Source organism: Comamonas sp., assembly GCF_036643215.1.
Taxonomy (GTDB): Bacteria; Pseudomonadota; Gammaproteobacteria; order Burkholderiales; family Burkholderiaceae_C; genus Comamonas.
Window position 1 is genome coordinate 1 of the sequence record NZ_JAVXSJ010000023.1, and the last position, 19,689, is coordinate 19,689.

Genomic DNA, 19,689 nt, shown 5'->3' on the forward strand with positions numbered 1-19,689 from the left:
GCCCTGCGGTCATCAATGATCTGGTGATTCTGTACATGTAATCTGCGCGAGCAGAGCGACTGCGAAAGACTGCCATGGGCGCGACCCTTAAATCTCATAATGTGGTCGCGCTCATGGTGGCGGCCAGTCTGGCCTCCACCATCGGTGGTCTGCCGTTCAATACTCTGCCTGTGCTGCTGGGAAGCCTGGCTGACAGCTTTCATCTGCAGCCCGAACAGGTGGGTCTTCTCGGCTCCATCTGCTTTGGCGGCTATCTGCTGGGCACGCTGGGTGCACCCATCTGGATGAACCGGCTCAACTGGCGCTGGCTGACGGTGGTGGGTGCCATTGGTACGGCGCTGTGCTTTGCGCTCAGCGCCATGGTGCAAGCCTTGCCGCTGCTGTATGTCAGCTGGGCTTGCACCGGCTTTTTTGCGTCGACCATGACTTGCCTGGGCATGCGGATGCTTTCCGATCTGCCCAACAAGGAGCGCGCCTTTGGCGTGCGTCAGGGGGTAGAGCTTTCGGTGACGGCTGCGGTGCTGTTTGCGCTGCCGCCGCTGCTGATTACCCGCTTTCAGTATGCGGGCGCCGCCTGGGCCTTGGCAGCGCTGGTGCTGCTGCTGGGGTTCTCCGTCTTCTGGGTGCCGAGCGGTGCGCACGCCCGCTCACCTCTCTCAACCGACGCGCTGACCATTCAGCCGCAGCGCATGCCTGTGACAGCCTGGTGGGCGCTGGCAGTGCTGTGGCTGTTTCTGGTCGGCAATATCGGTCTGTGGGCGTTTCTGGAGCGCATTGGTGTTCACCTGTCCGTCAGTGCTACGGACATGGGGGTGGTCTTTGCCGTGCTCAAGCTGCTGGGCAGCGTGGCAGCTTTCTTCATTGCCGGCGTGGGTGCGCGCTGGTCTCTGACACGGGGGCTGAGCGTGACCTTGCTGGGCTTGATGGGCGGACTGGGTCTGCTGGCATCAGCCACGGGTTTTGGCTTTTATGCCGCCGGCGCCTGGCTCTGGGAATTTGCCTTTACCTGCGGTTGCGTGCTGCAGACGGCTCATATTGCGCGCACCGACCCATCGGGCCGAGCCATTGTGCTGGTGCCGGGTGCGTTTGCACTGGCGTCCATGGTGGGGCCGGGCGTGGCGGGCAAGCTCATGGGGGCGCAGGGGATTGAGCCTGTGCTGTGGTTCGCATTGGCCTCTAGCGTTGTGCCCGTACTCAATTTACTGTTGAGTAAAAAAGCACACTCAAATCAGCCTTTAGCGCATGCTGGATAAGCGTTAGAAGCTACTGATTTCATAGTCATCTCTTGCTTAGCGCCTGTCAATGACAGGCGCTTTTCATTGCTGGGCAGCTAGAGCTTAGGGGTTGAACCCTAGGTAAATACCTGTTCGTTGAAATGGACGATGTTGCATTTTTTGCGCTGGCGATACTGCAGGCAAAGATGACGTTAGACGCTCAACACGTTAACGCTGGCATAGCAAAGGAGACGATGATGAAAAAGCCTTCTCACCTGATGAACAGGGTTCGGTTTTTAGGCCTTGGCTTGGCAGCGCTGGCGCTGTCTTTGCCCGCCACGAACCTGCAGCAGAACGCAGCCGACGCTGTGCAGGCCGATTCGCAAGTCAAGCTGCCTGCTGGCATCAGCATGGCCAGTGCAAATACTTCCTGGCAAACTGTTTTGGCATCCCGCTATTGAGCTTTGGACTGGCTCCTGCGCCCGGGGCTGGTCTGCCTGCTTTTCGCTCTCTTTTTATTTCTCTCTTCGCTTTTTGCACTTCTCCATAAAAAAGGTTTAGTAGTTGCCCCAGGCCACCACTGAGCCCGAATCCGGTGAAGAAGTGAGAACTCGCAGAAAACGGCTTAGGTCGCGACAGCTACCTTGCGCTGGCGCACCACGGTCAGAGCCGTGCTTGCCACCATGTCTTTCTGGTCGCCCGCCATGCCGCAGCGGCGCTGCTTCAAAGCGCTTGCGGGAATGCCGACTGCGGCTTTAGCTCGCTTGAAAAGCCTACATGCCGACGTTGCCCTGAGTCCGTTCTGCGTGGTCGCTGCATGCTTTTTGTGCTTAAAAACTGCCTACAAGACTTCTATCCTTCAATGATTTCTGTACTGTAAAGTACAGGTAAATGAGAGTCATTCTCGATTATGATTCACGCGCTTTTGCACAGCACACAGGTTGTAGCCAATTGATGCCGTAGTCACTGTTTCGGTAGATACCCGCCAAGCCGCATTAAAAACTCCATATAACGAGGCATTCATGGCATTGAGGTATTCACCGCTGGCAGCGGCATTGGGACTGGCTTTTTCTGGCGCAGCATGGGCGCAGCAAGCATCGGAAGTGACACTGGAAGAAGTACAGGTTCGCAGCGACCGCCAGCTCGATCCCAGCTACAACCCACCTACCGCAACGAGCGCAACCAAGATTGAGGCACCGCTGCGCGATATTCCTCAGACCGTGAATGTGGTGCCGCAGAGCCTGCTGCGTGACCAGGTCGCGCAGTCCATGCAAGATGCTCTCAAAGCCGTGCCTGGCGTGGGGCTGTCACATGGCGATGGTCAGCGCGATCAGGTCACCATTCGCGGCTTCTCGGCCATTGCCGATCAGTTTGTGGATGGTTTGCGCGATGACGCGCTGTACTTCCGGGACTTGTCCAACATTGAGCAGATTGAAGTGCTAAAAGGTCCTGCATCGGTGCTCTACGGACGCGGTTCATCGGGCGGCTTGATCAATCGCATCACCAAGAAGCCGGGCGTTAACCTCAGCGAGGTCGGGCTGACACTTGGGCGCTGGAACCAGCGCCGGGGCGAGTTCGACTTGGCCCGTGCACCAGAGGGCAGTGTGGTGTCCTATCGCCTGACCGGCGCCGTCGAACGTGCCGACAGCTATCGCGACCAGCAGTTTCTGGATCGCAAGGCACTGGCCGCATCGGTGCTGATCAAACCCAGTGCCGACACCAGTGTGCTGCTGCAGGCCGACTACCTCAAAGACAGCCGGCTGACGGATTTCGGTATACCCGCGTATCAGGGCAGACCTGTCAACGTGGCACCGGGCACCTATTACGGCGCGGCGAATGCCAGGGATGTGGATGTGAGCAGAGCCGAGGTGGCATCGCTGGGTGCGACTTTGAATCACCGTATCAGCGACAGCTTGTCGCTGCGCAATGCATTCCGCTACTACGACTATTCGCTGGATAGAAGCAACACGCTGGTAGGTTCGGTCAATGAGAAGGCGATGACTGCATCGCTGACCCGGGGCAATCTGCAGCGTGACGAGAGCGGCTTCTTCAATCAGACCGAGCTGACCCAAAAGCTGGAGCTGGCGGGGATGAAGCATCAGTTGCTGTATGGCTTTGAATTCGGCCGCCAGAGCAAGGAACTGGTCTCATACAGCCGCGCCAATGTGGCGACCGTCTCGCTCTTGAATCCGGTGCTGCCAACCCTGCCGCTGCGCATTGATGGCAAGCCATCGGCAGACAACCAGAGCGTCTTCAAGGTGGCCAGCGTATATCTGCAGGATCTGGTCACCATAACCCCGCAGTGGAAGGCTCTGGCGGGCGTGCGTTACGACCGTTTCCAGCAGGACACGCATGAGCGCCAGCCGGGCAAGCCGGATCTGGGCCGCACGGACACGGCCTGGAGCCCACGCGTCGGTCTGGTCTATCAGCCATCGTCTGCGTGGTCTTACTACGCTTCGTGGAGCAAGTCCTTCCAGCCCTCGGGTGAAACTTTTGCGCTGGCTGCCAGCAATGCGCAACTGGCACCGGAGAAAACGACCAGCCAGGAGGTTGGTGTCAAGTGGGATCTGCCGGATGGCAAGGCTTCGGTCACGGCTTCGCTGTTCAAGCTGGAGCGCACCAATATCAAGAGCACCGACCCCACAACCAATACCGTAGTGCCTCTGGGTGTGCAGCGCACCAACGGGCTTGAGCTGACCTTTGCGGGCGAAATTGCGCCCACCTGGCAAGTCTGGGCAGGTTATGCCTTCCTCGACGGTGAAATGGTGACATCGCCGGCCGTTGATGCAGGTCAGCCCGTGCAGGGCAAGCGTCCCACGCTTACGGCTAAGCACAGTGCCAACCTCTGGGTCACCAAAGCTCTGGGCCATGGCTTCGGTCTGGGCGGGGGGCTGAACTATGTGGGTTCCCGATTTGCCAATCCTGGTAATACCGTGACTTTGCCCGGCTACATGACGGTGGATGCCATGGCCTACTACCGTATGGGTGCCTGGGATGTGCAGCTCAAGCTCAACAATCTGCTGGATCGCCGCTATATCGTCGCTGGTCATGGCAGCTCGCCTAACCTCAACCTGCCGGGTGCTCCGCGCTCGGCCCAGGTTGTGGCGCGCTATCGCTTCTAAAAAATGAGCGCTATACGTTCATCGATAAAGGCTGAACCGGGCAAGAGAAGTGAGTCGGGCTCACCGCGCCCGGCAAAGTCCGGCGGCGGGCATTTGTTTGTTCCGGCGCGCTGGCATCGGCCGGTCGTTCTCAAATGGCTGCGCCGCACCCATGCCTGGCTTGGTATCTGGGGTGCAGCTCTAGGCTTGCTGTTTGGCGCTACGGGCCTGCTGCTCAATCATCGTGCCACGATGAAGATACCCGGCCCTGCTTATGACAACACCCAGTGGCAGCTCAGTCTAGCGCAGCAGCCTGCGGATATTGATGCACTGGTGCGGCAATTGCAGCAAGAGCTGGGGATTGCCAAGCCACCGCATCAAAAGAAGGTAGAGGCCGCAGGCCCCACACCCTGGCCCGGTGCCATGCAACCTGAGCGCTGGCTGATCGCTTTTGCCGTGCCCCGGGCAACAGTCAACGCCGAGTACTGGGTGGGAAACCAATCAGTATCGATCAAGCGCATGGACCCTAATCTGCTGGCAAGGCTGAACCGGCTGCACATGGCAACCGGTGCGTCTGCAGCATGGATTCTGCTGACAGACACTATGGCCGGTGCCTTGATTACACTGTCGTTGACGGGCATCCTGTTGTGGACGAAGTTACATGGCAGTCGCTTGCTGGCTTTGGGCATTGGGGGAACCAGTCTTGGGCTTTTGCTGTTGCTTGGCTTCACTGCTTGAGCAGCCATGGCATTTTGGGTGTTGATGCACCATAAAAAAAGGTTCAGTGGCCGCCCCAAGCAGCCACTGAACCTGAATCCAAAGCGGAAATGAGAACCTGAAGAAAACGGCTTAGACTAGGGCAGCCGCCTTGCGCTGGCGCACCATGGTCAGGGCCGTGTCTTCAATCATGTCTTCCTGGCCGCCCACCATGCCGCGGCGGCCCAGCTCCAGCAGCAGCTCACGTGCGGGAATGCCGTACTTGACTTCAGCGCGCTTGGCAAACAGCAGGAAGCTGCCGTACACGCCGGCGTAGCCCAGTGTCAGCGCATCACGGTCGATACGGATGGGGAAGTCCATCAGCGGGACGACCAGGTCTTCCGCCACGTCCTGAATCTTAAAGACGTCCACGCCAGTTTCAATGCCCATGCGGGCGCACACGGCGACCAGTACTTCCATAGGGGTGTTGCCAGCGCCTGCGCCCAGACCAGCGGCAGCTGCGTCAATGCGGTTGGCACCGACTTCGACAGCCGCCAGTGAGTTGGCGATGCCCATAGCCATGTTGTGGTGGCCGTGGAAGCCCAGCTCTGTCTCAGAGTTCAGTGCCTGACGCACGGCAGACAGGCGTTCCTTCACATCGTCAGGCAGCATGTAGCCGGCCGAGTCGGTGATGTAGATGCAGTTGGCGCCGTAGCTTTCCATCAGCTTGGCTTGCTTGACCAGGCCTTCGGCGCTGTTCATGTGCGCCATCATCAAAAAGCCCACCGTGTCCATGCCCATCTTGCGAGCCATGGAGATGTGCTGCTCGGAGACATCGGCCTCGGTGCAGTGCGTCGCCACGCGGATGGTGGAGACGCCCAGGTCGTAGGCCATCTTCAGGTGGTCGACGGTACCGATGCCGGGCAGCAGCAAGGCGGAAACTTTGGCCTGCTTCATGAGCGGGATCACGGCGCCCAGATACTCTTCGTCGGTGTGGGAAGGGAAGCCGTAGTTCACGGAGCTGCCGCCCAGACCGTCACCGTGGGTGACTTCGATCAGGGGCACGCCAGCTGCATCGAGGCCGCAGGCCACCGTCTTCATTTGCTCCAGCGAGATGAGGTGGCGCTTGGGGTGCATGCCGTCACGCAGCGTCATGTCGTGGACGGTGATTTTTTTACCTTGAAGGCTCATGTCTTATCTCCTGCGAATTAGGCCAGGGCGGCTTCAGCGGGCTCAAAGCGGCCAGCCAGGATTTCTTCGGCAAACATCTCGGCCGTGCGCGCGGCAGCGGCGGTCATGATGTCCAGATTGCCGGCGTACTTGGGCAGGTAGTCGCCCAGACCTTCGACTTCCATATAGATGGAGACGCGGTTGCCGTCGATGACTGGGCCGTTGACCAGCTTGTAGCCGGGCACGTACTTCTGCACTTCCTTGATCATGTCCTGCACGGATGCTTCGATCTCGGCCACCTTGGGTGTGTCCACCGTGAGGCAGTGAATGGTGTCGCGCATGATCAGTGGCGGCTCGGCCGGGTTGATCACGATGATGGCCTTGCCTTTTTGTGCGCCGCCAATTTTTTCCACTGCGCCTGATGTGGTACGTGTGAACTCATCAATGTTCTTGCGGGTGCCGGGGCCGACGGAGCGGCTGGAAACAGTCGCCACAATCTCGCCATAGCTCACCGCCTGCACACGGGAGACAGCTGCGACCATGGGAATGGTGGCCTGGCCGCCGCAGGTGACCATGTTCACGTTCATGGCCTTTTCGGCAACCTTCTCGGCCAGATTCACGCTGGGCACGCAGTAAGGGCCAATGGCTGCAGGTGTCAGGTCGATCATCAGCACGCCCAGCTCGTTGAGCTTGCGGCTGTTTTCGGCGTGGACATAGGCGCTGGTGGCGTCAAAAGCGATCTGGATGCCGTCTTCCTTGACGAAAGGCAGCAGGCCGTCCACACCATCAGCCGTGGTCTTGATGCCCATTTCGCGGGCACGCTTCAGTCCATCGGATTCAGGGTCGATACCGACCATCCACACAGGCTCCAGAATGGAGGAGCGCTGCAGTTTCATGAGCAGGTCGGTGCCGATATTGCCGGGACCGATCAGTGCGCACTTGATTTTCTTTTGCGTCATGGTGTCTTACTCCGTGAATTGAATGGAACAGGTGCCCATGCCTTCGATGACCATGTCGAAACGGTCGCCAGCGGCGGCAGGAACCAGAGGGGCGAGGGATCCAGAAAGAATCACCTCTCCCGCTTTGAAGGGAATGCCAAAAGCGCCCAGCGTGTTGGCCAGCCAGGCCACAGCTTCAGCAGGGTGTCCTTGCACCGCGCTGCCCAGGCCCGAGCCTGCAGGCTGGCCGTTCTTGGTCATCTGCATGGCGGCGGCGGCCAGGTCCAGCGAGGCTGGATCGGTGTGCTGCTTTCCGATGACGAACACGCCGCAAGAGGCGTTGTCGGCCACGGTGTCCTGAATCTTGATCTTCCAGTCGTTGATGCGTGAGTCAACAATCTCGAAGCAGGGTGCGACCCATTCGGTCGCAGTCAGTACGTCTTCCTTGGTCACGCCCGGGCCTTGCAGGTCTTTCTTGAGCATGAAGGCTATTTCGCCTTCAGCGCGGGGCTGGATGAGGCCGGATGCCTTGAGCGAGACAGCAGCGCCATCTTCAAACGCCATGCTGTCGGTCAGAAAACCGAAGTCAGGCTGAAACACGCCCAGCATGTCCTGCACAGGCTTGGAGGTGACGCCGATCTTCTTGCCAATCACGCGCTCGCCCGATGCTTCACGCAGGCGCAGCATGTGCAGGGAGATGTGATAGGCGTCTTCCACCGTCATTTCGGGGTGGCTGTCGGTCAGCGGAGCCAGAGTTTTTGCGGTGCGCAGCGCGTCATACAGGCGCTGGCCTTGGGTTTCAATAAATTGCTTGTCGCTCATGATGGATCAGCCGTTTTGCATGAAGTCGATGCAGGTGCGGTTGAACATATTGCGGTGCTCAACCTGTACCCAGTGACCGCACTGGTTGACCAGCACGATGCGGCAGTTCTTGATGCCCTTGGCCAGCTTGTCGGCGCCGCCCACAGGGTTGAAGGCGTCTTGCATGCCCCAGAAGCCCAGCACATTGCACTTCAGATCGGGCAGTTGTTCTGTCATGTTGGGGATATACAGGCGCTGGCGCGATGCGTCAGTCTGTGTGAGTGCAATGGGGGCACGCTCGTCGATGATCTCGTCGGTCAGCAGCGACTGGTCCACCACCTGCATGCTCATCACGGCGCGCATGGCTTCTGGGCCGGTCTTGCCGGACTTGTAGATGTTGAACATATTGGCAATGCCGGGCATGGCCATATAGGCTTCAAACTCTTCCACCCCGCCGGGGGCCATCAGGATCAGGCTCTTGACGTCTTCAGGGTACTTGAGCGCATAGCCCAGTGCCACAGCGCCGCCCAGCGAGTTTCCCAGCAAGGTGATGTTCTTCAGGCCCAGTTGGTCCACCAGACCTTTGACGCCGGCGATGAAAAAATCCATGTCGTACTGCTTGGGCTCTTCGGTTTTGGAAGACAGGCCATAGCCCAGCAGGTCAGGAACGATGGAGCGGAAACCCGCCTTGGCAAACTCTGGGTAGTTGCCCTTGAAGTTGCTGTAGCCGCTGGCGCCACCGCCTGCACCGTGCAAAAAGATGACGGGATCACCCGAGCCTTGCTCGTGATAGTGCACGCGCTGGGGCTGGCCGGCCACATTGCCGATGTCCACATATTTGCCTTCGGGGATGGAAAATTGGCTCATCTCTGTTCTTTATGGTTGGAGTGGATTGGCGAAGGCTGTCTCCGGCCTTCGGGTGAGAAATTGGCGTTCAGGCCTTGGCTTGCCAGAGTTTGGGCAGACCCGGGTCGGTGGCGGTGATGGCTTTTTTGAGCAGATTGCGCAGCGTGGCGGCTTCCATCTCGCCCAGGCTTTCGATCAGGTCGGTCTCTACCGCCTTGGCAGCGGCCAGCACATGCAGGATGGCTGTGTTGCCTTGCGCCGTCAGCTGCAGCGACTCAGCGCGACCACGGCTTTCTTCTACCCAGCCTTTGCTGATGAGTGATTGCAGTGCCACGGCACCGATGTCGGTGCCTGTGTAGGCCATGTGCGAGGCGATCTCGGCAGGCGACTGAGGCTGCTGGATGCTGAGCAGGGAGAGCACGTAAAAATCAGCATCCGTCATGCCGTAAGCCGCCATGGGCTTGCGCAGACCGCTTAAGAATTGGAAGTGAGCACGGCCCATCAGATAGCCGATGAGGTTCTCTGAATACGCGGCATTGGTGTCGGCTGCAGGCTCGCTGGCCACGGCATTGGCCATGCGCGATGCCAGGGCGTAGCCACCGGTCACATACAGCAGAGGTGGGTGTGGGTTGGAGTCGTAGCCGGTCACTTCGCCCACAAAAATGATGTGGTCGCCGCCGTCGTACTGGAAGGCTGTCTTGCACTGAAAGCGCGCGCTGCACTCTTGCAGCAGAGGGGCTTGCCCTTCTTCTGAATCGAGAGGCAGGCCCGAGAACTTGTCTTCGCCCGCACGGGCAAAGCGGTTGGACAGTGCTTCTTGCTCGTTAGAGAGAATGTGCACATTCCAGGTCTGAGCGCTCTGGAATACAGGTAGGCTGCGTGCGTTCTTGGCCAAGCTCCACAGAACCATGGGTGGCTCCAGCGAAACCGAGTTGAAGCTGTTGGCGGTGATTCCTACAGGCTCACCATTTTCGGCACGGGTGGTGACGATGGTGACCCCTGTGCCGAACATGCCCAGGGTGCGGCGGAAGTCTTTGGGGTCGAAGGTTGCTGTAGTACTTTGCATGGGTGAATGTCTCCTTGCTCCAAGAGTGCTGGCTATGGGCGATTTTTGAATCCTTCACATGGACTAGCAGGGGTAAACAGGTCTTGGTGTTTGTCCTAGGGTCCTGGTTTTTGCTGCGCTGAATCCGCTTGGAGTGGGGCGGTTTTGCGCATGTTTACTCGTTAGTCTGATCGGACGATGAATGGGAATTTGCATGGTGAGAGCATTCCTGTCATAGGCAAAAAAGCCTTGCCCACCACACCACAAGCCGTCCGGTGGAGCGGCAACTGGAGACTCGAATGAACACAATGACAGACAACTACCTCACCCCCGATGCGCTGGCCGTGATCGAGCGTGCCAAGGCGCTGGCGCCCAAGCTGGCCGCTCGCGCACAGCAAGCAGATCGCGAAGGCAAGATCAGCGATGAAACCGTTCAGGAGATGGCCGAGGCAGGTCTGTTCCGTGTGCTGCAACCCAAGCGCTGGGGTGGCTATGAAATGGATCCACGCGTTTTCTATAGCGTGCAGATGGAACTGGCCAAGGGCTGTATGTCCACCGCCTGGATTTATGGCGTGGTCGGTGTGCACCCCTGGCAGCTGGGTCTGTTCCCCGCTCAGGCGCAGGAAGATGTCTGGGGCAAGGACAGCGGCGTGCGCATTGCCTCGACCTATATGCCTACCGGCAAGGCCGAGCCTGTGGAAGGCGGTTTCAAGTTCAATGGCCGCTGGAGCTTCTCCACCGGCTCCAAGCATTGCGACTGGCTGTTCCTTGGCGGTCTGCTGCCCAAGCGTGACGGCACACCCGGCTTTGAGCATGTGACCTTTCTTCTACCCAAGAGCGACTACCGCATTGAAGACAATTGGGATGTGCTGGGCCTGCGCGGCACCGGCAGCCACGACATCGTGGTGGAAAACGCTTTTGTGCCGGCGCACCGCATTCAGTACACCAATGACCACAGCGATGCGGGCTGCCCCGGTCGCGTGGAAAACACCAGCTGGCTGTTCCGCATTCCCTTCACCCATGTGTTCCAGCGTGCCGTGTCCACGGCTTGCCTGGGTGCACTGGAAGGCACGATTGCCTCGTTCACCGAGCGCGCCACGGCCCACGTGGGCAAGCATGGCAACAAAATGGCCGAAGACGTGAACGCGCAGACCGCAGTGACGGAAGCCGCCATTGCACTGGACCAGTTGAAGCTGGTGCTGTTCCGCAACTATGCGCGCATTGTGGATGCCGCCAAGACCGGTATTCAGCTGTCGCTGGAAGAGCGCCTGCTGCAGCGTGCCCAGGCCTCCTATGTGCCCAAGCTCACAGGCTTCCACGTCAACGAGATGATGCGTGCCTGCGCAGCCAGCGGGACCTTCAAGAGCAACCCCATCGAGCGCGTGTTCCGCGACATCCATCAGGGCCGTACCCACATCGCCAACAATACAGACGCTTATGTGCGCGCCTATGGTTCGCATGTGCTGGGTATTCCTAACCAGGAACCTTTCGTCTGATTTTGATCAGCTGAAATTGCGGCAGTCGCCCATAGAGGGCACTGCCGCACGCGTTCTTTTGCGACAGACCATCCATAAAACAAAGATTTCGGAGACAAGGTATGGCAGAACAAGAATATGACCTGATCGTCGTGGGCTCGGGAGCGGGTGCCCTGCTGGGCGCGATTCGCGCTCAGGAGCAAGGCCTCAAGACGTTGCTGGTCGAAAAAACAGATCTGTTTGGTGGCACCTCCGCTTTGTCGGGTGGTGGTATCTGGATTCCGCTCAATTACGATCAGAAAAATTCGGGCATCAAAGATGACCTTGAAACCGCATTCAGCTACATGAAGCGCTGCGTGCGCGGCATGGCCACGGATGACCGTGTGCTGGCCTATGTGGAAACCGCCAGCAAGATGGCCGAGTACCTGCGCCAGATCGGTATTCCCTACCGCGCCATGGCTAAGTACGCTGACTACTACCCTCATATCGAAGGCTCCAAGCCCGGCGGTCGCACCATGGACCCGATGGATTTCAACGCCGCCAAGCTGGGCTTGCCAGCGCTTGAAACCATGCGTCCTGGTGCCACGGGCAACATGCTGTTTGGCAAGATGAGCATTAATGCGTTTGAAGCGCACTCCATGCTGTCGCGTGAGCTGAAGTCGCGTTTCACCATCGTGGGCATCATGCTCAAGTATTTTCTGGACTACCCTTGGCGCAGCAAGACGACGCGCGATCGCCGCATGGCCGGTGGTCAGGCTTTGATCGCTGGCCTGCTGACAGCGGCGAACAAGGTTGGTGTCGAGATGTGGAGCAAGTCGCCGCTGAAGGAACTGGTGAAGGACGCATCGGGCCGCGTGACTGGCGTCATCGTTGAAAGAAACGGCCAGCGCATGCAGGTCAACGCCAAGCGCGGTGTGATGCTGGGTGCCGGTGGTTTTGAGCGCAACCAAGAAATGCGCGACCAATATCTGACCAAGCCCACCAAGGCCGAATGGACTGCCACCCCCGTAGGCGGCAATACCGGTGATGCACACCGTGCAGGTCAGGCCGTGGGGGCGCAACTGCACCTGATGGATTGGTCCTGGGGCGTGCCGACGATGGATGTGCCTAAAGAGGTGGCCTTTCGCGGCATCTTTGTAGAGCGTTCATTGCCTGGTTGCATGGTGGTCAACAACAAGGGGCAGCGCTTTCTGGATGAGTCCGGACCATACCCCGAGTTTCAGCAAGCCATGCTGGCCGAACATGCCAAGGGCAATGGCGGCGTGCCTGCGTGGATTGTGTTTGATGCCTCTTTTCGCGCTCAGAACCCCATGGGTCCGCTGATGCCTGCCTCCGCCATTCCAGACAGCAAGGTACGCAAGAGCTGGTTGAATAATGTGTACTGGAAGGGCGAAACGCTGGAAGACCTGGCTGGCCAGATCGGCGTAGAGGCTGCTGGCCTGAAGGACAGCGCACGCCGCATGACCGAATACGCCAAGACCGGAAAGGATCTGGACTTTGACCGCGGCGGCAACGTGTTTGATCGCTACTACGGCGACCCACGTCTGAAGAACCCTAATCTGGGGCCCATCGAAAAAGGCCCGTTCTACGCCATGCGCCTGTGGCCCGGCGAGATCGGCACCAAGGGCGGTCTGCTGACTGACCGTGAAGGTCGCGTGCTGAGCACCGAAGGACAGGTGATTGATGGCCTGTACTGCGTGGGTAATAACTCGGCTTCCGTCATGGGCCCTGCCTATGCGGGCGCTGGATCTACCCTTGGCCCGGCCATGACATTTGCCTTCCGCGCGGTGGCTGACATGCTGGGCAAGCCTCTGCCACTCGAAAACCCGCACCTGCTGGGCAAGGCTGTTTAAGCTGGAGGCGCGAATGTCAAACTCCAAAAAACACATCAGCACCATTAATCCTGTGGGCGCCGCACTGGATGTGCGGTCTGCCGATGAGATTCAGTGGTCTGATTCTGCCGATGTAGTTGTCGTGGGCTGGGGTGGAGCCGGTGCCAGCGCAGCCATTGAGGCACGCGAGCAGGGGGCTGAAGTGCTAGTGATCGATCGCTTCAGCGGCGGCGGTGCCAGCGTGCTCTCGGGCGGCGTGGTCTATGCCGGTGGTGGCACCAAGTACCAGAAGCAAGCGGGCTTTGAGGATTCGCCCGAAGCCATGACGGCCTACCTCAAGCATGAGGTCAATGGCGTGGTCAGCGATGAGACGCTGGCACGTTTCAGTCGCGACAGCGTGGCTAATCTGGACTGGCTGGAAAAGCAGGGTGCGACCTTTGCGTCGACCATGCCTGCGTACAAAACTTCGTACCCTGCCGACGGCATGTACCTGTACTACTCCGGCAACGAAGTGGTACCTGCTTACGGCAATCTGCAACTGGCCAAGAAGCCTGCTCCGCGTGGGCATCGTGTGGTGGCCAAGGGCCAGTCGGGTGCTACGTTTTTTGCGGCGCTTCAAAAAGCTACGCTGGCCCAGGGTGCCCGCACGCTGACTCAGGCCCGCGTACAGCGACTGGTGCGCGAGCAAGACACTGGCCGCATTCTGGGTGTGGAAGTGACGGTGCTGCCGGAAGGTGATGCACGCACTGAGCGCCACAAAAAGCTGGATGAGCTGGTGGCCAAGTGGCGTCTGTATCAGGCGCCTCGCGCTCAGGCAGGCCGCCGCGAAGCTGCGCAGATTGAGAGCGAGATTGGCGAGAAGCGCTTTATCCGTGCCCGCAAGGGTGTGGTGCTGTCTACCGGCGGCTATATCTTCAACTCTGAATTGATGGACCAGCACGCACCGGCATACAAGCCCGGCTGGCTGACAGGTGCCACGGGCTGCGATGGATCGGGTCTGCGTCTGGGGCAGTCCGTGGGTGGCATTGGCAAGGATCTGAACAACATCTCGGCCTGGCGCTTCATCACGCCTCCGTCGGTCTGGCCCAAGGGGCTGGTGGTCAATACCAAAGGCGAGCGTTTCTGCAACGAGCAGGTCTATGGCGCCAAGCTGGGCTATGAGCTGATGGAAAAGCAGGGCGGCAAGGGTTGGCTCATTATTGATAGCAAGCTGCGCAGGACGGCTGCGTGGCAGTGCCTGTTTGGTGGCCTGTGGGCCTTTCAGTCCATGCCAGCGCTGGCGCTGATGTACAAGGTCGCAGTCAAGGGCAAGTCTGTTGCCGACCTGGCCAAAAAACTGGACATGGATGCCGCTGTTTTGCAGCGCCAGTTTGACAGTGCGAATGCCGCAGCGCGTGGCGAAGCTGAGGATCCGCAGGGCAAGTCCAAAGACATGCGCCACGAGTTCAAGGGTGGCTCGCTGTTCGCCATTGATATCTCCATCACTCAGAAAATGTTCCCGCTGGCCGTGCTGAGTCTGGGGGGCCTCCAGGTCAACGAAGACAACGGCGCGGTGACCGATGGTGCTGGCCGCGATATTCCGGGCTTGTATGCCGCTGGTCGCACAGCCATTGGGGTGGCCTCTTCACGTTATGTGAGCGGGCTGTCTCTGGCTGACTGCGTGTTTTCTGGCCGCCGTGCCGGCAAGGCAGCAGCGCTGGAGGGTGACAAGTCAGAGCAACTGACGCAAGTCCAGCCAGCAGTGGCTCTGGATAGTGTTTCGACCTGACCCCTTTGGGGGCGGTCATGTGTCGGGGCGTCGGCGCATGGCTGCGACAAAAAGTGTGAGTGAGTAAGGGGTAAATAAAAATGAGCAGTGAAGCCACAACAACCACATCGCGTTACCACCCGCTGCGCGTGAGCGCGGTGATTGATGAAACGCACGACACCAAGTCCATCGTGTTTGATGTACCCGAGGCACTGGCCGAGCAATTCAGCTATCGCCCCGGCCAGTTTTTGACGCTGCGACTGCCTATCGACGGCCGTTATGTGCCCCGCTGCTATTCCATGTCCAGCGCGCCTGCGCTGGACAATGCGCTGCGCGTCACCGTCAAGCGCGTGAATCAAGGGCGTGGTTCCAACTGGGTGTGCGACAAAATTCGCGTGGGCGACGCCATCGAGCTGATGCCGCCTTCTGGCCTGTTTTCGCCCAGAAACCTGTCGCAGAACTTTCTGCTGCTGGCTGGCGGCAGTGGTATCACACCGGTGTTTTCGATTCTGCGCACGGTGCTCAAACAGCATCAGGGCAATGTGGTGCTGTTCTACGCCAATCGCGATGAGCGCTCGGTGATCTTCAAGAAAGACTTGCAGCAACTGGCGGCCGAGTATCCCGATCGCCTGCAAGTCATTCACTGGCTGGATTCGGTGCAGGGCGCACCGTCGCAAAAACAACTGGTGGCCTGGGCAAAACCTTGGGTGGCCAATGCCGGACAGGCCTTTATCTGCGGCCCTGGGCCCTTTATGGATGCCGCCCAGGCCGCCATGATTGATGCCGGCATGCCCGCTGAGCAGGTGCATGTGGAGCGCTTTGTCTCGCTACCTGACGAGGAAACCCTGCAGCAGATGCAGGAGGCGGCGCCTGTGGAGGCTGCGGTTGATGAAGCCGTGGTGCAGCTGCGCTTGGATGGTGAGGAATACGAGTTCACCTGCAGCGGCACTGAAACCATTCTGGAGGCGGGCCTGCGCGCAGGTATCAATGTGCCGTATTCCTGCCAAGCAGGCATGTGTGCCTCTTGCATGTGTCAGGTGCAGGACGGCAGTGTCCATCTGCGCCACAACGAAGTGCTGGATGCCAAGGACTTGTCCAAGAAGTGGACGCTGGCCTGCCAGTCCGTACCCACCAGCGAAAAGCTGCGCGTCAAATTTCCGGAGTAATTTATGTCGAATATCAACCAGAGCGCGCTGCCCGAGGCTTCGCTGACTTTGCCAGGCATGCTGGCCGATGTGGTCAGCCGCTTCGCCAGCCGCGCAGCGATTGTCGAGAACGGCCAATCCATCAGCTATGAACAGCTGCAGCAACTGAGCCGCCAGGCCGCCCGCGCCTTGATGGCACTGGGCGTGCAGGCTGGTGACCGTGTGGCCCTGTGGGCACCGAATGTCAGCGAATGGATTATTGCGGCCTGCGGCGTGCATGCCGCTGGTGGCGTGCTGGTGCCGTTGAACACCCGTATGAAGGGTGGCGAAGCCGCCGACATTCTGGACCGCAGCCGCGCTAGAGTGCTGGTGTGCGTGGGCGATTTTCTGAATAACTACTACCCTGATCTGCTGATAGGCCAGCGGCCCACAACGCTGGAACAGGTGGTGGTGCTGGGCGACAAGGTGCTGCCCAGTGCAGACCTGAACTGGCAACAGTTCATGGCCAAGGCCGAAGGCACAACCGCCGAAGCACAGCAGCAGCGCGAAGCACAGATCAAGCCAGACGATACAGCTGACTTGATGTTCACCTCGGGCACCACAGGTCGACCCAAGGGCGTGATGTGCTCGCATCGCCCGACCATTCTGGCTTTCAAGGCCTGGTCGGATGTGGTGGGACTGACCGAAGGCAGTCGCTACCTGATCGTCAACCCCTTCTTTCACACCTTTGGCTACAAGGCTGGGTGGGTGGCCGCTTTGCTGCAAGGCTCTACGGTCTACCCTGAGCAGGTCTTTGATGCCGAAGCCATCTTGCGCCGCATTGAAAGTGACCGCATCAGCTTCATGCCCGGCCCGCCTACGCTGTTCCTGTCCATGCTGGCGCACCCGGGTCTCAAGAACTTTGATCTGAGCTCGCTGGTGTCGTCGGTGACTGGTGCTTCTACCGTTCCCCCGATTCTTATCAAGCGCATGCGCGAAGAGCTGGGCATCAAGAACGTGACGACCGCCTACGGCCTGACCGAGTGCGGTGGCTGCGCCACGTTGTGCGAGCCTGCTGATGATGTGGAAACCGTGGCCAATACTTGTGGCAAGGCCTTGTCCGGCACCGAAGTGCGCTGCGTGGATGAGCAGGGCCAGCCCGTAGCTGCTGGTGAGGCTGGCGAGGTGCTGCTGCGTGGCTATCACATCATGCAGGGCTACTTTGAGGATGAGAAAGCGACGGCAGAGACTATCGATGCCGATGGCTGGCTGCATACGGGCGATGTGGGCGTGCTCGATGAGAACGGCTATCTGCGCATTACCGACCGCCTGAAGGACATGTTCATCGTGGGCGGCTTCAATTGCTACCCGGCTGAAATTGAACGCATTCTCTCCAATCACCCTGATGTGGCTCAGATTGCCGTCGTCGGTGTGGCCGATGAGCGCATGGGTGAAGTGGGTTGCGCCTGCGTGGTCACGCGCAACGGCGTGACGCTGGACAAAGATGCTTTCATCGTCTGGTGCCGTGCCAATATGGCTAACTACAAGGTGCCGCGCTTTGTGCTGCAACTCGACAGCCTGCCCGTGAATGCCTCCAACAAGGTGCAAAAGCGCGACTTGCTGCAGATCGTCAAAGCCAAGCTGGAGCAGGCTGCGCAACCGGCTTGAATACGCAGTATTGAAAAAGTAGCCCGATTCTCAAAATTACCTGAAAATCGTGGCTATAATTCGAGTCTGCTCTGTTGAGTGAAACACTTTTCAGAAATGCGGGAATAGCTCAGTTGGTAGAGCGATACCTTGCCAAGGTATAGGTCGACGGTTCGAACCCGTTTTCCCGCTCCAGATTTTAAAAAGGGAAGCAAAAGCTTCCCTTTTTTATTGCTTTGGTCATATGGCTGATGCAATACTTCACGCTGGTGCTTGCGCACTGGTAAGAAGTGGGCCCCGATGGTGAAATTGGTAGACACTGCAGACTTAAAATCTGCCGCTTTTAACGAAGCGTACCGGTTCGATTCCGGTTCGGGGCACCAGTTATTTGATGAGCATTGACGAGGACTTCAGGCTTTTGGCTTTGAGGTCCTTTTTGTTTTGCATTTCGATGAAAACCGCTGCGCAGCTTGCTCTGTAGTTTGTGAGTTACAGAATGCTGTCGGCACCAGCTTCATTGGGCGAGAAATTGCGTTAACGCCGCTATTCTTGCTGCATTGCAACAAAACATGCCCTGTTCTTCTTTTTACGGGGTGCGTTCAAGGATGTACGTTAACGATTGGTCTTTTCTTTTGGTCATTGCGACCATTCTTCTCACGCCAGGGCCGACCAATACCTTGCTGGCTTCTTCGGGTATCAGCCAAGGGCTGCGCCGTTCTGCGCCTCTGCTGTCCTTTGAATGCCTGGGTTATGTCTGTGCGACCAGCATCTGGGGGCTGGTGCTGAATACCACGATGCAAGACTACCCCTTTGTCATCAATATCATCAAGGTGGTCAGCGGACTGTATATCGCTAAATTGGGTTGGCGACTCTGGCATCAAGCCAGGCTGGATCCGCTGCAGGAGCTGATGGCCTCGGTCAAGCCGCTTGAGCTGTTCATTGCCACGCTGCTCAATCCCAAGGCCGTTATTTTTGCGATGGCGCTGTTTCCTGTGCAGACCTGGTTGAGCGTGTCCAACTATGCAGAGGTGATGGGTAGCTTTGTGCTGCTGGTGGCATCGATTGGCGCTCTGTGGATTGCGTTTGGCTCCGTACTCATGAGTGGGCGCTTTCGCTGGCTGCAGCCGCAATGGTTTCAGTGTCTGGCGGCGCTTACGCTGTGGGGTTTTGCAGTTTGGCTGCTGATTCATGGAATTTTTTACTGATTGGAACCGCGCTGGACGCAGTGCTTGACCGGTATCCGCTTGCCTGCGCGGTTTTGGCTTCAGTGAGAAAATCCCCCTTTTTAATGCTATTTGGCACTGGGGGTGTCAAGCATTGGTTCACGAGCTTGGAAAAGCCCATACTTCGGTGCAATATGGTTCTCAGTTCTGTCATGCTGACAGGGCCTGCACTCCAAGAGAAAAAAAGATGCCTAGTTACAACGCTGCTTTTGAAATTCATGTCCACGGTCAGGTTCTGCTCCGTGCTGATGTTACGTACGAGCAGTTGCAAGACGCATTGCGTCCTTTGTGGGCCTATGCTGGTGCGCGCTCGTTGAATGAAGCCGAGGGGAGTCTTTATGAAGAGGAACCCGGCATTCAGCTCGACAAGAAGGAGCATCTGCTGCAGATGTGCTGGACGGTGCGTGGCGATGAAGACTTCCGCCAGGCGCTGGACGATATGTGCATGGGCCTGAACGAGCTGGCCGAGCAGGGTTCGGCCATTGAGGTGACCTTTTACGACACTGAGTTCGATGAAGAAGAAGCCTCTGATGAGTCGCAAAGCCGCGATGACTTCGTCATGCTCTTTGTGGGACCTAACCCTGCCGCCATCATGCAGGTGCAGCGTGACCTGCTGGTGCAGGATGTTATCGGCCTGATGGAGCGCCACTTTGATGGCGCTGAGCTGAGCGGCGTGGTCCAGGAGATCGACAAACTGTTCTCCCAGCGCTTTGAAGCGCTGGTCAGCTCGCTGGAGCTGGGCAAGCCCCCGCGCGGTGGCTCTGGCGGCTCAGGCTCTGGTCATGGTGGAGGCAACCGCCGTCCACGTCATCTGCACTGATTCACAGACT

General features: G+C 58.7%; 16 protein-coding genes and 2 tRNA genes. 13 read left to right on the plus strand and 5 right to left on the minus strand.

All coding sequences use genetic code 11. From position 1 onward, the window contains the following. Window positions 1–74 precede the first annotated feature (74 nt). The 4 genes from RSF91_RS14960 to RSF91_RS14975 all read left to right on the plus strand — a co-directional run bounded on the left by RSF91_RS14960 (window position 75) and on the right by RSF91_RS14975 (window position 5,053). The gene (locus RSF91_RS14960; protein WP_332569168.1) at window positions 75–1,253 is read left to right on the plus strand and encodes an MFS transporter; all 1,179 of its coding nucleotides are present in this window, start codon (window positions 75–77) and stop codon (window positions 1,251–1,253) included. Window positions 1,254–1,375: 122 nt separating this feature from the next. Beyond that, entirely contained in the window at window positions 1,376–1,675 is a 300-nt protein-coding gene (locus RSF91_RS14965; RefSeq protein WP_332569169.1) for a hypothetical protein, read from the plus strand. Window positions 1,676–2,236: 561 nt separating this feature from the next. After that, entirely contained in the window at window positions 2,237–4,336 is a 2,100-nt protein-coding gene (locus tag RSF91_RS14970; protein ID WP_332569170.1) for a TonB-dependent receptor, read from the plus strand. A 3-nt stretch (window positions 4,337–4,339) separates the two neighbouring features. Beyond that, window positions 4,340–5,053, plus strand: a complete 714-nt coding sequence (locus RSF91_RS14975) for a PepSY-associated TM helix domain-containing protein (RefSeq protein ID WP_332569171.1) — start codon at window positions 4,340–4,342, stop codon at window positions 5,051–5,053. Between the two features lie 111 nt (window positions 5,054–5,164). Here RSF91_RS14975 and tesG read toward each other — a convergent pair whose 3' ends face one another. The 5 genes from tesG to RSF91_RS15000 form a co-directional block, all read right to left on the minus strand. Beyond that, a complete protein-coding gene (tesG, locus tag RSF91_RS14980) occupies window positions 5,165–6,202 on the minus strand; it encodes a 4-hydroxy-2-oxovalerate aldolase TesG (protein ID WP_332569172.1) in 1,038 nt (345 codons plus the stop codon). A gap of 17 nt (window positions 6,203–6,219) precedes the next feature. After that, window positions 6,220–7,140 carry an acetaldehyde dehydrogenase TesF gene (tesF, locus tag RSF91_RS14985; RefSeq protein ID WP_099737652.1) on the minus strand — a complete coding sequence of 307 codons (921 nt, stop codon included), beginning with the start codon at window positions 7,138–7,140 and terminating at the stop codon, window positions 6,220–6,222. A 6-nt stretch (window positions 7,141–7,146) separates the two neighbouring features. Further along, window positions 7,147–7,941 carry a 2-hydroxyhexa-2,4-dienoate hydratase TesE gene (gene tesE / locus RSF91_RS14990; protein WP_332569173.1) on the minus strand — a complete coding sequence of 265 codons (795 nt, stop codon included), beginning with the start codon at window positions 7,939–7,941 and terminating at the stop codon, window positions 7,147–7,149. A 6-nt stretch (window positions 7,942–7,947) separates the two neighbouring features. After that, on the minus strand, window positions 7,948–8,787 hold the full coding sequence (locus tag RSF91_RS14995) for an alpha/beta fold hydrolase (RefSeq protein ID WP_332569174.1): 840 nt from the start codon (window positions 8,785–8,787) through the stop codon (window positions 7,948–7,950). A 67-nt stretch (window positions 8,788–8,854) separates the two neighbouring features. Further along, window positions 8,855–9,832 carry a flavin reductase gene (locus RSF91_RS15000; protein ID WP_332569175.1) on the minus strand — a complete coding sequence of 326 codons (978 nt, stop codon included), beginning with the start codon at window positions 9,830–9,832 and terminating at the stop codon, window positions 8,855–8,857. Between the two features lie 287 nt (window positions 9,833–10,119). Here RSF91_RS15000 and RSF91_RS15005 point away from each other — a divergent pair, with 287 nt between their 5' ends. The 9 genes from RSF91_RS15005 (at window position 10,120) to RSF91_RS15045 (ending at window position 19,679) form a co-directional block, all read left to right on the plus strand. Next, on the plus strand, window positions 10,120–11,307 hold the full coding sequence (locus RSF91_RS15005; protein WP_332569216.1) for an acyl-CoA dehydrogenase family protein: 1,188 nt from the start codon (window positions 10,120–10,122) through the stop codon (window positions 11,305–11,307). A gap of 101 nt (window positions 11,308–11,408) precedes the next feature. Then, the gene (locus RSF91_RS15010; RefSeq protein ID WP_332569176.1) at window positions 11,409–13,139 is read left to right on the plus strand and encodes an FAD-dependent oxidoreductase; all 1,731 of its coding nucleotides are present in this window, start codon (window positions 11,409–11,411) and stop codon (window positions 13,137–13,139) included. 13 nt (window positions 13,140–13,152) lie between these two features. Beyond that, entirely contained in the window at window positions 13,153–14,886 is a 1,734-nt protein-coding gene (locus tag RSF91_RS15015; RefSeq protein WP_332569177.1) for an FAD-binding protein, read from the plus strand. 80 nt (window positions 14,887–14,966) lie between these two features. After that, window positions 14,967–16,031, plus strand: a complete 1,065-nt coding sequence (locus RSF91_RS15020) for a ferredoxin--NADP reductase (RefSeq protein ID WP_332569178.1) — start codon at window positions 14,967–14,969, stop codon at window positions 16,029–16,031. Window positions 16,032–16,034: 3 nt separating this feature from the next. Then, window positions 16,035–17,657 (plus strand): FadD3 family acyl-CoA ligase, encoded by a 1,623-nt coding sequence (locus tag RSF91_RS15025; protein WP_332569179.1) that lies wholly within the window; start codon window positions 16,035–16,037, stop codon window positions 17,655–17,657. Between the two features lie 98 nt (window positions 17,658–17,755). Next, a tRNA-Gly gene (locus RSF91_RS15030) sits at window positions 17,756–17,831 on the plus strand. A gap of 99 nt (window positions 17,832–17,930) precedes the next feature. Then, window positions 17,931–18,019: transfer RNA gene (locus tag RSF91_RS15035), tRNA-Leu, on the plus strand. Window positions 18,020–18,268: 249 nt separating this feature from the next. Beyond that, complete coding sequence (locus RSF91_RS15040; RefSeq protein WP_332569180.1) at window positions 18,269–18,841, plus strand: LysE family translocator; 573 nt, start codon at window positions 18,269–18,271, stop codon at window positions 18,839–18,841. Window positions 18,842–19,046: 205 nt separating this feature from the next. Beyond that, entirely contained in the window at window positions 19,047–19,679 is a 633-nt protein-coding gene (locus tag RSF91_RS15045) for a DUF6806 family protein (protein ID WP_332569181.1), read from the plus strand. The last annotated feature ends 10 nt before the right edge of the window (window positions 19,680–19,689 follow it).

What these genes read in the sequence shown, in the direction of transcription:
- RSF91_RS14960 (WP_332569168.1), top strand. Translation starts at nt 75, where the DNA reads ATGGGCGCGACCCTTAAATCTCATAATGTGGTCGCGCTCATGGTGGCG.
- RSF91_RS14965 (WP_332569169.1), top strand. Translation starts at nt 1,376, where the DNA reads ATGGACGATGTTGCATTTTTTGCGCTGGCGATACTGCAGGCAAAGATG.
- RSF91_RS14970 (WP_332569170.1), top strand. Translation starts at nt 2,237, where the DNA reads ATGGCATTGAGGTATTCACCGCTGGCAGCGGCATTGGGACTGGCTTTT.
- RSF91_RS14975 (WP_332569171.1), top strand. Translation starts at nt 4,340, where the DNA reads ATGAGCGCTATACGTTCATCGATAAAGGCTGAACCGGGCAAGAGAAGT.
- tesG (WP_332569172.1), bottom strand. Translation starts at nt 6,202, where the DNA reads ATGAGCCTTCAAGGTAAAAAAATCACCGTCCACGACATGACGCTGCGT.
- tesF (WP_099737652.1), bottom strand. Translation starts at nt 7,140, where the DNA reads ATGACGCAAAAGAAAATCAAGTGCGCACTGATCGGTCCCGGCAATATC.
- tesE (WP_332569173.1), bottom strand. Translation starts at nt 7,941, where the DNA reads ATGAGCGACAAGCAATTTATTGAAACCCAAGGCCAGCGCCTGTATGAC.
- RSF91_RS14995 (WP_332569174.1), bottom strand. Translation starts at nt 8,787, where the DNA reads ATGAGCCAATTTTCCATCCCCGAAGGCAAATATGTGGACATCGGCAAT.
- RSF91_RS15000 (WP_332569175.1), bottom strand. Translation starts at nt 9,832, where the DNA reads ATGCAAAGTACTACAGCAACCTTCGACCCCAAAGACTTCCGCCGCACC.
- RSF91_RS15005 (WP_332569216.1), top strand. Translation starts at nt 10,120, where the DNA reads ATGACAGACAACTACCTCACCCCCGATGCGCTGGCCGTGATCGAGCGT.
- RSF91_RS15010 (WP_332569176.1), top strand. Translation starts at nt 11,409, where the DNA reads ATGGCAGAACAAGAATATGACCTGATCGTCGTGGGCTCGGGAGCGGGT.
- RSF91_RS15015 (WP_332569177.1), top strand. Translation starts at nt 13,153, where the DNA reads ATGTCAAACTCCAAAAAACACATCAGCACCATTAATCCTGTGGGCGCC.
- RSF91_RS15020 (WP_332569178.1), top strand. Translation starts at nt 14,967, where the DNA reads ATGAGCAGTGAAGCCACAACAACCACATCGCGTTACCACCCGCTGCGC.
- RSF91_RS15025 (WP_332569179.1), top strand. Translation starts at nt 16,035, where the DNA reads ATGTCGAATATCAACCAGAGCGCGCTGCCCGAGGCTTCGCTGACTTTG.
- RSF91_RS15045 (WP_332569181.1), top strand. Translation starts at nt 19,047, where the DNA reads ATGCCTAGTTACAACGCTGCTTTTGAAATTCATGTCCACGGTCAGGTT.